This is a genomic window from Mannheimia sp. USDA-ARS-USMARC-1261 (genome assembly GCF_000521605.1).
GTDB lineage: Bacteria > Pseudomonadota > Gammaproteobacteria > Enterobacterales > Pasteurellaceae > Mannheimia > Mannheimia indoligenes.
The window spans coordinates 1,180,345-1,193,283 of record NZ_CP006942.1 but is presented as its reverse complement, the minus strand read 5'-3'; the positions used below and the strand labels follow the sequence as shown (position 1 = coordinate 1,193,283).

At 38.0% G+C, this 12,939-nt stretch carries 11 protein-coding genes and 3 pseudogenes; 5 read left to right on the top strand and 9 right to left on the bottom strand.

Annotated features, from left to right (window positions below; genetic code table 11):
- Nucleotides 1-133: 133 nt before the first annotated feature.
- From X781_RS12000 to uvrB, 6 genes and pseudogenes are all read right to left on the bottom strand, one after another.
- A pseudogene (locus tag X781_RS12000) lies at nt 134-534 on the bottom strand (TonB-dependent receptor); the annotation flags it as partial.
- A 90-nt stretch (nt 535-624) separates the two neighbouring features.
- Nucleotides 625-751: pseudogene (locus X781_RS12655) on the bottom strand (surface lipoprotein assembly modifier); the annotation flags it as partial.
- Between the two features lie 401 nt (nt 752-1,152).
- A complete protein-coding gene (locus X781_RS05855; protein ID WP_025235959.1) occupies nt 1,153-2,043 on the bottom strand; it encodes a DMT family transporter in 891 nt (296 codons plus the stop codon).
- 14 nt (nt 2,044-2,057) lie between these two features.
- Nucleotides 2,058-2,812, bottom strand: a pseudogene (locus X781_RS05850) (TatD family hydrolase).
- Between the two features lie 44 nt (nt 2,813-2,856).
- Entirely contained in the window at nt 2,857-3,258 is a 402-nt protein-coding gene (locus tag X781_RS05845; protein ID WP_025235957.1) for a hypothetical protein, read from the bottom strand.
- A 2-nt stretch (nt 3,259-3,260) separates the two neighbouring features.
- Nucleotides 3,261-5,279 (bottom strand): excinuclease ABC subunit UvrB, encoded by a 2,019-nt coding sequence (gene uvrB, locus X781_RS05840; protein WP_025235956.1) that lies wholly within the window; start codon nt 5,277-5,279, stop codon nt 3,261-3,263.
- Nucleotides 5,280-5,511: 232 nt separating this feature from the next.
- Between uvrB and X781_RS05835 the strand changes: the two genes are divergently transcribed.
- From X781_RS05835 to X781_RS05820, 4 genes are all read left to right on the top strand, one after another.
- Nucleotides 5,512-6,411, top strand: coding sequence for a siderophore ABC transporter substrate-binding protein (locus X781_RS05835; RefSeq protein WP_025235955.1), 900 nt, complete (start codon nt 5,512-5,514; stop codon nt 6,409-6,411).
- Nucleotides 6,412-6,501: 90 nt separating this feature from the next.
- Complete coding sequence (locus X781_RS05830) at nt 6,502-7,470, top strand: ABC transporter permease (RefSeq protein WP_025235954.1); 969 nt, start codon at nt 6,502-6,504, stop codon at nt 7,468-7,470.
- 31 nt (nt 7,471-7,501) lie between these two features.
- Nucleotides 7,502-8,401 carry an iron chelate uptake ABC transporter family permease subunit gene (locus tag X781_RS05825; protein ID WP_051411640.1) on the top strand — a complete coding sequence of 300 codons (900 nt, stop codon included), beginning with the start codon at nt 7,502-7,504 and terminating at the stop codon, nt 8,399-8,401.
- Nucleotides 8,402-8,418: 17 nt separating this feature from the next.
- Nucleotides 8,419-9,177, top strand: a complete 759-nt coding sequence (locus X781_RS05820; RefSeq protein ID WP_025235952.1) for an iron ABC transporter ATP-binding protein — start codon at nt 8,419-8,421, stop codon at nt 9,175-9,177.
- 332 nt (nt 9,178-9,509) lie between these two features.
- Here the strand turns inward: X781_RS05820 and gdhA are convergent, their stop codons facing one another.
- From gdhA to yejK, 3 genes are all read right to left on the bottom strand, one after another.
- Entirely contained in the window at nt 9,510-10,850 is a 1,341-nt protein-coding gene (gdhA, locus tag X781_RS05815) for an NADP-specific glutamate dehydrogenase (RefSeq protein ID WP_025235951.1), read from the bottom strand.
- Between the two features lie 202 nt (nt 10,851-11,052).
- Nucleotides 11,053-11,394, bottom strand: coding sequence for an outer membrane protein assembly factor BamE (gene bamE, locus X781_RS05810; RefSeq protein WP_025235950.1), 342 nt, complete (start codon nt 11,392-11,394; stop codon nt 11,053-11,055).
- A gap of 68 nt (nt 11,395-11,462) precedes the next feature.
- Nucleotides 11,463-12,464: a nucleoid-associated protein YejK gene (gene yejK / locus X781_RS05805; protein WP_025235949.1), complete on the bottom strand. Its 1,002-nt coding sequence runs from the start codon at nt 12,462-12,464 to the stop codon at nt 11,463-11,465.
- An 80-nt stretch (nt 12,465-12,544) separates the two neighbouring features.
- Between yejK and X781_RS05800 the strand changes: the two genes are divergently transcribed.
- The gene (locus X781_RS05800; protein ID WP_025235948.1) at nt 12,545-12,934 is read left to right on the top strand and encodes a RidA family protein; all 390 of its coding nucleotides are present in this window, start codon (nt 12,545-12,547) and stop codon (nt 12,932-12,934) included.
- Nucleotides 12,935-12,939 lie beyond the last annotated feature (5 nt).

The following is a 12,939-nucleotide window of genomic DNA, read 5'->3' as shown; positions in this document are numbered from 1 at the left end:
AAATTTTTACTTTTTCTCTTGACAGATGCTAACTTATTTATAAATAACCATATTTTTATAAAGGAATAATATTGATTGGTTTATTTAACAACAAATTAGGAAATTTTGGTAGATAATCCTTGAATACAGATTAATCTCTGTTTACTTTCAGTAACGGTAAACCTGTGAGCTAGCCTCGTACCATATCGCCGAAAATTGTGGCTTGATATTACTCGTTAAAGCGGTAACTAGCCTCAGCTTCTACACCGTAAAAACGCACTTTTGCCTGATTATAACGATGCATAAATAGCTGATTTTCACGGAATAGATTTTCATTATAAATGTAGTTTTTAAAGTGGTTATAATACAGGTTTACTTTGTAACTTTTCTACCACTCTACTCTGCCAGAAAATTCGAGAGCAAAATCGTCTCACATATATTGCACAATGCCGAAGATACTCAGCTGCTTATTGGTATTTTCTACCAATGGGAATTTTACTTCTCGATCATTAGGGGTATTCATACTGCTTTTGGAGCTTGATATTGCACGCCCCAACCCGGAACGTTGGCTAAATGGACTTAAGCTTGACACACTCAATGGCTTTCGCCTCATTGGCAACTTGCCACAGCCTTTGAATATGGTAAAAAACGTAAGCCTTTGGTGTCTGAACTATATTGTTTTAACAGGGGTTTATTCTGGGTTGAAGTCTATGCTTACAAAGAAAAATTGCTGTGGGTTGTGTAACCACAGTAGAGTAACGGAGGCTAGTTTTTAGTTACCGCTATAACCCGGTAAGCCCAAATTACACCTCGGCTAGCAATAGGAATGGCAAACGCTTGGGTTATCAATCAAGCCGCTTTATTCTTGGTGACACCGACAGACGCTACAAAGGCACTACCGTGCTAGGTAGTAAACTCAATCTCGGTAAAATCTGCCACGATCGCGTACAGAGTGCAAACCTTACCCTTTGGAAGTAAAACTGGCATTCTCGAGCTAACAACAAAACTGCAATTTGCCTACGCTAAGCGCCGTAGCAACTGCCGAGCCTCTATGCCTAAAGCATCAACTTGATTATCGAAAGCCGTTTCTGGTCCACCTTAAGGTAACAAGCAGTCAAATTTTCTGAACGTTTTGCAAATTGCAAAAAATGTTAAAAATTTAACCGCTTGTATCTATACAGCGGCTTCTTTTCCTTCCACATAAGTAATATAAACTGTTGCAGCAATAATAATGGCAGCTCCTAGCCATAATTTACCCGGTGGAACCCAGTTAAAAACAAGCCAGCCAGCTAAAACATTAAGTGGCAATTTAATAAAATCAAACGGCTGAATGTAAGAGGCATCTGCTAAATTATAAGCTTTTGCTACGGCTAATTGAGCGAGAGCGGTTAAAAAACCGAGTAAAATTAAAAAGCCGAAATCACTCCACGAAGGAAGGCTAAATCCGCTTGGGCTAAGATTAGTTAAAGCAATCAACAAGTTAAAGGGCGTGATTAAGATAAACAGATAAGCAACCATTGTTGTTGGGCTGTCATAACGAGAAAGTTTTTTAACCATCAATGAATAGCCCGCCCAGAAAAAGGCTGCGGCAAGTGGTAATAATGCAATCAAGTTAAAATTATCGCTCCACGGTTCTAAAATAATCATTGCACCTACAAAACCAAGTGCGGTAGCAACCCAGCGTCTTTTGCCGACGTGTTCTTTTAAAAATAACCCGGAACCGATGGTAACAAAGAGTGGCGATGTCATCAGTAACGCAATACCCTGCCAAATCGGTAATTGGTTAGCTAATGCCATTGTCCAACACTGAATACCGATTGCGGAAAGAAAAATACGAAAACAATGTTGCCCAAAATGGGCTGTCTTTAATGATGAGAAAAAGCCGACATTATTCATACTTGGCACAAGAAACACAAACGCAATCAGATATTGCACTAATGCAATCACACTAGAGTCAATCGGCGAGATGGAAGTCAGCTTTGGAATAAGCGTATTAATGCAGGCAAACAACACACCTGCGGTAATAATTGCAACTGCCCCTTTAATTGGTTGATGGTTTTTCATAGATTTAATAAATTCTATTTAGTGAGATAAAATGAATGTATATTTTGACTGATCTGCCCTACCACCACTTTTTCTGGCAATCGCTTAATTTCCGCCAGCTTTTGATTACGGCAACGAGTTGCTGAGTAATTTCTACAGGCTTAAATCCCTCGTGCTGCCAAGGGGCATCTGTTTCAATGAAAATCCGTTCTAACGGAAACGCTTGAGCCACTTTTTGCGTTTTCGGGTTAGTCAAAATATCAGGCGTAAGACTAACAAAATAAGGGGTTAAAAGCAATTTTTCCAACGTTTCATTACTTGCTTTAAACCAATGGAAATGGGCTTTTTTAATTTGATGTTTTGCCAGCAATTCAAGGGCAATTTCCGTATCCTCATACACAATATGCAAATTTAACGGTAAATTATACCGCTTGCTTGCCACAATAAAGCGTTCTAACAACACAATATAAGGCTGATAATCTAATGTCGGATTTTCCCGCTTCAGATAATGCGGCAGTCCCACTTCGCCACAAGCGGTCAAATTTTTATGATTTTTTACAATAAAATCAAAAAGTTGTTCAAGTTCACACTTAGCAGGCAAAGCCTGTTCCGGATGAAAACCGGCTGCGATATATAAATTGGTATATTGATCTTTTAATGCCAACAACCTCTCACAACTTTTCAGATTAGTTGCCACCGCAAGCACACCACTTAAATTAGGTTGTTGGAAAATTTCAGCAATTTCTTGATCGGAAAATTGATCGAGATGGATATGGCTATCAAAAAGCATTTTCTTCCTCCGAGAAAACAGATTTCTTCACAAGAATCTTAGGGCTACTCTTTATTTGTTTCCTTAGGCAATAACTTCGAGCAAATAATAGGGATTATCGATGCAAATCCGGCACCTGAAATTTTCAGTGATTTATCATAAACTGCCGGCTCAAAATAAATAAAACCAAAAATCCAAATTAAAAAGAACCCCATATAAATCCAAAATACTTTATCTTCATCTTTTTGGGTATAACCTTTATAGACAATCACCGTACTACTTACCATCACTGGAATAATAAAAGTCCAAAACACATTATTGAACAAAGTACCAAATCGCTCAAACGGATTACTGTACTCCTGCATAATGTGGTGAGCAATCCAGATAACCGCCATAAAAACAAGTTGAGAGAAAATAACAATTTTGGCAAATAAAATTAATTTTGAAAATAATGAACGAGAAATCATATTTAAACCTCCAATAAATACGCCTTCAACTGCCCAATTTTATCCCTTACCGCAGCCGCTTTTTCAAACTCTAAATTCGCTGCAAATTCCCGCATTTGTTGTTCTAACACTTTCAATTCTTTTTCTAATTCCTTACGGGATTTTGGTTTGTATTCGTTTGCAGCATTTTCGGCTTTTTTGACCGCTTGTTTGCCTCGTTTTGGTTTGTCGGATTGTCCAATATCAAGCAACTCGCCGACTTTTTTGTTCAATGCTTGTGGCACAATGCCGTTTTCTTCATTGTATTTCATCTGTTTTTCACGGCGGCGTTCGGTTTCCGTAATCGCTTTTTGCATTGAGTTGGTGATACGGTCGCCGTATAAAATCGCTTTGCCGTTGAGGTTTCGAGCGGCTCGTCCGATGGTTTGGATAAGCGAGCGTTCGGAACGTAAAAAGCCCTCTTTATCCGCATCTAAAATCGCCACGAGCGACACTTCCGGCATATCCAAACCTTCTCGCAGTAAGTTGATACCGACCAGCACATCAAATATTCCCATACGAAGATCGTGAATGATCTCTACTCTCTCTACGGTATCGATGTCGCTGTGTAAATAACGCACTCGTACGCCGTGTTCATCTAAATAATCGGTTAAATCTTCCGCCATTTTTTTTGTGAGCGTCGTAACCAGCACTCGCTCGTCCACCGCCACTCGTTTGTGAATTTCGGAAAGTAAATCATCCACTTGCGTAACAACAGGGCGAACTTCGATAATTGGGTCGAGTAAGCCTGTTGGGCGAACGACCTGATCGACAACATCGGGATTTTTCTCTAATTCATAGGCTCCCGGTGTTGCCGACACATAGATCGTCTGTGGCGAAAGGCGTTCAAACTCTTCAAATTTAAGCGGTCGGTTGTCAAGAGCAGACGGCAAACGGAAGCCATACTGTACCAAAGTTTCTTTTCTCGCTCGGTCGCCCCGATACATTCCACCGATTTGTGGCACAGTAACGTGGCTTTCATCAATCACCAAAATACCATCTGTCGGCATATAATCAAACAAAGTCGGCGGTGCTTCGCCCTCTTTTCTTCCAGACAAATAGCGTGAGTAATTTTCAATGCCTGAGCAGTAGCCTAGCTCGTTCATCATCTCAATATCAAACTGAGTACGTTGAGCGATGCGTTGCTCTTCCAGCAATTTATTTTCTTGAATAAAGTAAGTTCGGCGTTCGGCAAGCTCTTCTTTAATCTGCTCAATCGCATCTAAAATTCGTTCTCGTGGCGTAACATAGTGCGTTTTCGGGTAAATCGTGTAGCGAGGCACTTTACCTAAACTATGCCCTGTGAGTGGGTCAAACAATGAGAGATTTTCGATTTCGTCATCAAACAACTCAACCCTTAAAGCCACTTCATCACTCTCGGCAGGGTAAATATCAATCACATCGCCACGAACACGGAAGGTTGAACGCTGGAATGCCTGATCGTTGCGTGTGTATTGTAACTCGGCAAGGCGAGTGAGAATTTCACGTTGCCCAATCATTGCTCCTACTTGCAAATGCAACATCATCTGCATATAGGCATCAACATCACCCAAGCCGTAAATCGCAGACACGGAGGCAACTACAATGGTATCTCGGCGTTCTAAGAAAGATTTGGTGGCGGAAAGCCGCATTTGCTCGATCTGCTCGTTGATGGAGGCATCTTTCTCAATAAAGGTATCACTTGCCGGCACATAAGCTTCAGGCTGGTAGTAGTCATAGTAGGAGACGAAATACTCCACCGCATTTTCAGGGAAAAAGGCTTTCATCTCGGCATAAAGCTGAGCCGCGAGCGTTTTATTTGGAGCAAGTACCATCGCAGGGCGATTAAGTTGTGCAATGACATTCGCAATCGTGAATGTTTTCCCCGAGCCCGTTACACCGAGCAAGGTTTGATGAGCCAAGCCGTCATTTAAGCCTTCCGTTAGCTTGGCAATCGCCGTCGGCTGATCGCCTGAAGGTTTGAATGGAGAATGGAGAATAAAAGGTTTGTGCTGTTTGCTCATATCGTTCCTATCTAAAAATTTAGTTTATTTTAGCATAAGCAAGCGGTCTTTTTTCGCTAAAAATTTACAAATTAAAATGTGATGTAATGGCAGAATTCAACCAACTTGAGGTTAAATAACCTGATAAAGCTATTCATAATTTACTATCTTGAATAGTGTTTTAACTTCTATATTGCTTAAATTTGAGCTAAAATATTTGAGAATTATTTTCAATAAAACAGGGAGTTGTTCAATGTTCAAAAAAGCACTATTTACTTTAACCACAATAGCATTATTTACCGGCTCTGCATTTGGAGCAGAAGTTACCATTCCAACTGCTCGTGGCGATGTTACCTTTACTGAAAGCCCGGCTAAAATTGCGGTATTTGATACAGGCAGCCTTGATACTTTACAAGCCTTAGGCGTAAAAATTGACGCTATGCCAGAGGTTAAAGTGATTCCTTATTTAAAAACAAGTGCTGAAAAAGCAACTAATGTCGGTACTTTATTTGAGCCAAATTTAGAAGCCTTGCATAGCTTACAACCTGATTTAATCATTGTAGGTACTCGCAGTGCAAAAAAATTTGATGAGGTAAGTCAAATCTCAAAAACCATTGATATGACCGATAATGGCGATAAACTCATCGAAAGTGGGTTACAACGTATTGATTCTTTCGGCAAATTATTTAATAAAGAAGCTGAGGCTGAAAAACTTAAAACCGAAATTAATACATTACTTGAGCAAACAAAAAATGCGGTAAAAAATAAAGGAAATGGACTTATTGTTCTGGTGAACGGTGGTAAAATTTCAGCATTCGGTTCAGGTTATCGTTTAAGTTGGATTCACGAGAACTTAGGTATTCCAATGGCGGATGCAAGCATTAAAAATGCAGGACACGGTCAGCCGATTTCATTTGAATTTATTCAAAAGTTAAATCCTGATTGGTTATTTGTGCTGGATCGTATTGCGGCTATCGGTCAAGAAGGACAATCTGCTCAACAAGTATTAGATAATGAATTAATCCGCCAAACTAAAGCTTGGAAAAACGGTAATGTCGTTTATTTAAGCGGTGCATCATATTTAGCACCGGGTGGCTATGAGCAAATGAAAACCGACTTACAGACCATTAAATCAGCGTTTGAGAAAAAATAATTAACCTTACAAGCGGTCGTTTTTTATAAAAATTTTGCATCTTTGTATTGCAAAAAATCAGTAAAAAATGACCGCTTGCATTTATATCTTATGTTCTCTTTTTTTAGATTAAATCTTCTTATTTTATTGTTACTCATTCCAATCAGTACCAGTGTGGGTGTTGCTGATTTTAGCTGGAGTGAGATATTTAGCTCTGCCGAGCAAAGTAAGCTCTTTTTTGTCAGCCGTTTACCAAGAACTCTTGCAGTATTGTTAGTGGGAGCAACGCTCGCCGTTGCGGGAATGGTATTGCAGATCGTCTTAAAAAACCGCTTTATTGAGCCAAGTATGATTGGAGCAAGCCAAAGTGCAGCTATTGGTATTCTTATTGCGAGCTTAATGTTTCCAGCCTCTACATTGATGCTGAAAATGTCTATTGCTATAGTCAGCACATTAATCGGAATCAGTATTTTTATACTACTTATTCGTAACTTACCGCCTTACCAGCAATTAATGTTACCATTAATCGGCATTGTATTTGGCAATGTGATTGAAGCAATTTCCACTTATATTGCTTACGAAAACGATAGCCTACAAGTTTTATCTGTTTGGTTCTCAGGCGACTTCTCGGGCATTTTAGCTGGTCGCTATGAATTACTCTGGCTTACTGCAATTTTAGCAGTGGTTGTATATGTGATGGCAGATAAATTAACGATTGCCGGGCTAGGCGAGAATATTAGTACAAATTTAGGCATAAATTATAAACAAATGACGTGGTTGGCGTTGATCGTTGTTGCGATGATTACCTCTATCGTCGTGGTAACCGTTGGGCAAATCCCTTTTATTGGTTTGGTTGTACCTAATATTGTTTCTCGTATTGCCGGTGATAGATTACGCCAAAATCTGCCTACGGTGGTGGTATTGGGTGCAAACTTGGTGCTCTTTTGTGATATTTTAGGGCGTTCAATTAATGCCCCTTATGAAGTGCCGATATCCACTATTTTTGGTATTGTTGGAACTGTTATTTTCCTCTATTTATTAATAAGAGAAAAACGTATTGAAGGAAAATATCGTGGTTAAATCTCGTTTTATTATTTTAGTCCTGAGTTTAATGTTATCCATACTCTTTTACCTTACTTATAATGCTAAAGGGAATTGGGATTTCATTTTAACTTTTCGAGGTAAAAAATTAATTTTACTCTGCACTATTGCCTATACAATTGGGGTTTCAACCTTATTATTCCAAACGCTTACACATAACCCTATTTTAACCCCCAGTATTTTAGGTTTTGATGCTCTCTATCTGCTATTACAAACATCATTAGTCTTCTTTTTTGGTGGAATAGGCTTTACCCAACTTGATCCTAGTCATAAATTCTTCTTTGAAACATTGCTAATGTTAGGAGCATCTTTATTACTGTTTAGCTCATTAACTCAAAATAAATCGGATTTACCCCGAATGATTTTAATTGGGGTCATTTTTGGTGTTCTGTTTAGAAGTTTAAACAATTTATTACAACGAATGATTGATCCAACGGAGTTTGCTGTTGCTCAAGGCTCATCATTTGCTTCATTTAATATCACAACACCAACTTTACTTTGGATTGGTTTAGGCATTGCTCTTTTATGTTCTATCTGGGTTTGGAGGCAACGCCATAAGTTAGATATCCTTTTGTTAGGTCAAGATAAAGCAGTTGGACTTGGATTAGAATACTCCCGATTTTCTCGCCAATTACTCATCTGCTGTGCCTTGTTAGTTTCAATTTCAACTGCATTAGTTGGACCTATTCTATTCTTAGGATTACTAGTTTGTGCAATTGTTAATGCAATTACTCCAACTATTCACCACAGTGTACGCATTCCGATGACGTTTTTAGTTTCGGCGATTACGCTTATTTTAGGGCAAGCCATTTTTGAGCAAGTACTGAAAATGCAAGGTGTACTCAGTGTAGTGATTGAGTTTGTAGGGGGAATTGTCTTTATCTATCTCATTTTAAAACGGAAAAAATAATATTAATAAGGAATAAAATGATAACAGTAAAAAATATTTACCATAAAATTGGTAACACTACTATTTTAAATAATATCAATTTAACTATTCCAAATGGCGGTATTACTGCATTAATCGGAGCAAATGGAGCGGGCAAATCAACCTTACTTTCCCTTATTGCACGTTTAAAAGATATTCAAGAAGGCGAAATTCACTTAAATAATCTTAATATTGCAAAAACGCCTTCTCAAAAAGTGGCTAAGCAGTTAGCAATTCTAACGCAAGACAATGTTATCCATAGCGGAATCACAGTAAAAGATTTACTAATGTTCGGGCGTTATCCTCATCATCAAGGCAGAATAACACAACAAGACCAAAATATTGTGGAAGAAGCCCTTGAACGCTTTGATTTAGTTGATTTTTCTCATCGTTTCTTAAATGAATTATCCGGCGGGCAACGTCAGAGAGCACTAATTGCAATGACTTTTTGCCAACAGACTAATTATATTTTATTAGATGAACCACTTAATAATTTGGATATGTTTCACGCTCGTGAATTAATGAAACTACTACGTCAATTAACTGATGAACTAGCACTAACCGTAGTAATGGTAGTTCACGATATTAACATCGCTGCCGCTTATGCAGATACCATTGTGGCAATGAAAAACGGCACTATTGAAAAGATAGGCTCTCCACAACAAATTATTACAAATGAAAATCTGAAAGCCGTATTTAATCTTGACGCTGACGTTGTGGAATATCAAGGAAAACCCTTAGTTATTCATCATATCTAAGCTTATAAGATGTAGGCAAAAGACTAAAAGCATATAGGGTAAAAAGTGGCTTAACGCTTTATATTGTACTAATATACCATTTTAACCATAAAAAAAGCCCCACTTCTGGGGGCACTCGGAAAGCAAATTTATGTGTTAGGTTGCTAGATGCAACACTTATTTTTGTTGCGTTAAGATTAAGTGAATTTTTGAATGCTTTCAAACAAATTTTGTGAAAAATGCTAACTAATGTTTAAAATTGTGATCTACTTCATATTTTTCTTATTTAATGCAGTAAAACTCCAATATAAAAAGCCCTCAATAATGAGGGCAACATAATAAGTGGATAGGAATTAAACGATACCTTGCTCTAACATTGCATTTGCCACTTTTTTGAAGCCTGCAATGTTTGCACCATTTACATAGTTGATAAATCCGCCTGATTCAGTACCGTTTTCCACACAGTTTTCGTGAATAGATTTCATAATATTGAATAAACGTTGATCAACCTCTTCACGACTCCAAGATAAGCGAATTGCATTTTGGCTCATTTCTAAACCAGATGTCGCAACACCACCGGCATTTGCAGCTTTACCCGGTGCATAAAGGATTTTTGCGTCAATGAAAACTTCTACACCACCTAGCGTTGTTGGCATATTTGCACCTTCTGCCACGCAGATACAGCCGTTTTTCACTAATTCTTTCGCATCTTCAGTATCTAACTCGTTTTGCGTTGCACAAGGTAGTGCGATATCACATTTAACACCCCAAGGTTTTTGATCTTCAAAGTATTTTAACCCTTGCTCTTTTGCATATACTGACAAACGTTCACGACGTTCATTTTTAATTTCTAATAATGCGTTGAATTGCTCTTCTGTCATACCTGATTCAGGGAATAACACATAGCCATTTGAGTCAGAAACAGTCAATACTTTACCACCTTTTTGGATCACTTTTTCAGCCGCATATTGTGCTACATTACCTGAACCTGAAATTACGACTGTTTTACCTTCAATTTTCTCGCCTTTAGTTGCAAGCATTGATTCTGCGAAGTAAACCGTACCGTAACCCGTTGCTTCCGGGCGAATTAAGCTACCACCCCAAGTAAGAGATTTACCTGTTAATACAGAAGTAAATTCATTACGTAATTTTTTGTATTGACCGAACATATAGCCGATTTCACGACCACCCACGCCAATATCGCCTGCCGGTACGTCTGTATCTGCACCAATATGGCGATATAACTCGCTCATAAACGCTTGGCAGAAACGCATTACTTCCGCATCAGATTTACCTTTAGGATCAAAATCAGATCCCCCTTTACCACCACCCATTGGTAATGTTGTTAAGGCATTTTTGAATACTTGTTCAAACGCTAAGAATTTTAATACACCTAAATCTACTGTTGGATGGAAACGAATACCACCTTTATATGGACCGATTGCTGAGTTCATTTGTACACGATAACCACGATTTACCTGCACTTGACCTTTGTCATCTACCCAAGTTACACGGAAACTAATCACACGCTCCGGCTCAACAATACGCTCTAATAAACCTTGTTGAGTATATTTTGGATTTTTTGCTAAGAATGGAGCAAGACTACCAAATACTTCTTCAACTGCTTGGTGAAAAGGTGCTTGGTTAGGATCGCGTTGTTTGATTTTTTGGAAAAGGGCGTTTAAATCGCTCATTTGATACTCCTGAAATTTTTATATGATGTTGTGTTTTAAGATGTGTGAAGTCTAACAAGCAAATTTATGTTTGAAAAGAGTAATTAGAAAAATTTATTATAAAAATTAGAAAAATTAGGTGTAACTGCTTGTTTTTTATCCAAAACAGAAAGCCCACCTTATTTAAAAGGTGGGCTTTCTTTAATTTTAGTATTAGATTTTGTTATTTCTGCTCTGCACTTGCATTGCTGTCATCAATTTTTGAAACTAATCCATTCGCATCAAAATAAACAAATAAATTACGTTGCTCCGGGTCTTTATAACCTTCACGTTTAATAAAGACATAATCCCAACGATGTGTATCAAAAATATTTTTAAGCACTGGTGTGCCAAGTAAATATTCTACTTGCTCGGGTGTCATACCCACTTGAAGCTGTGCAATTTTATCTTGTTCTAAGTAATTGCCTTGTGGCACATCAATTCGATACACCACTTTTTCTACTGTTGAGCAGGCAGTTACACTCATTACAACTAAAAGTGTTGCTAAAAGAGATTTCATTTTCATAGATTTGACCTTTTGATAATACAAAATTCAGATAATTAGATAATACCTAAACTGATAAAAATTTTCCATTATTTATTACGTTCCAGCTGATCACGCAAGTTAGCCGGTAATCCTTTGATTGTTAAAGTATCGTTTAGTTCATCCCAAATCAAACGTTCGCCTAACAATTCTGCATTAAAACTAATGGTAACGCCTTTCCCTGAACCTGAAAACTTAGTAAGCGTTTTTAAGGCATTACGCATTGGTGGAATATTTTCTTCCAAACCATATTCCTGTTCTTGAGTAAATTGAGCAAAATCTATTTCATTTAATGTTGGCATTGCATTTGAAAGCTCATCTAGTGCAATTTCTTCACCACTATTAATTTGCCCTTTGCAATAGTCAAATACTTGTTTTTTAACTTCTCTGGTTTGCGGGGCAGAGAGTTCCCCCTGCTCGCAATAGTCGCTCACCGCTTGCAACAAAGTTTGATTTTGCACTTGAGGATTAAAACCTTCTTCCGCACTCAAGAAATCCATAAAGAAATCAGCAATTTTACGCCCCACTCTCCCTTTTACAAAGGTTAAATAACGGTTTGATGTTGCATCAAGTTTCAGTTCCGTTAAATTAATGCGACAAGCGATATCATATTGTGCAATTTCTAAATATTGCGTACGTTTAATTTCTAACTTCTCATCAACTAGCATTGAATTACGGCTGTCAATTAAGGCAATAAATAGATATTCCGTAGCTAAGAATGTATAACGGCAGAGAATAAAAGTACCGCCATCAGCAAACGGGTACTTCGCCAACTCTGTCGCCAACATTTTGGCACAACTATGACTAAACGGCAGAAAATCAGTCTCTTTTTCCAATAAACGATTAAGTTGCTGAGCAAATATCGATTCCGGCTTGAATATACCATAAGCCTTCGCTTTACTTTGGTAGGCTTGATGTAATTGCAACATCATTTGATCTACCTCAGGCGTAATTGCCAATAAATTCTCACGCAAAAAAGTATTGAGTTCCGGATTTTCACCCTCTGTTTTATTTAACTGATGTAATACGATTTCTGAAACATTAATGCTCATTATTCACTTCTCTTTATTCCAAATAATAGAAAAAGATATTATCATTAATCCATTCATTTTTCATTATGAAGGAGATAAAGATGACAACTGCAATTCAAACAGAAAATGCACCAGCCGCAATCGGACCTTATGTACAAGCTGTTGATTTAGGGAGCCTTGTGATAACCTCCGGGCAAATTCCGGTGAATCCTGAAACGGGTGAAATTCCAACTGATATTGTTCAACAAACCCGCCAGTCTCTCAATAACGTGAAAGCAATAGTTGAACAAGCCGGCTTAACTGTTGCGGATATTGTCAAAACCACCGTGTTTGTTAAAGATTTAAATGATTTCGCTATTGTGAATGCAGAATACCAAGCTTTCTTCCAAGAACACGAACACCCAGACTTCCCTGCTCGCTCTTGTGTTGAGGTAGCTCGTTTACCAAAAGATGTAGGTATTGAAATCGAAGCTATTGCCGTGCGTAGATAACAATC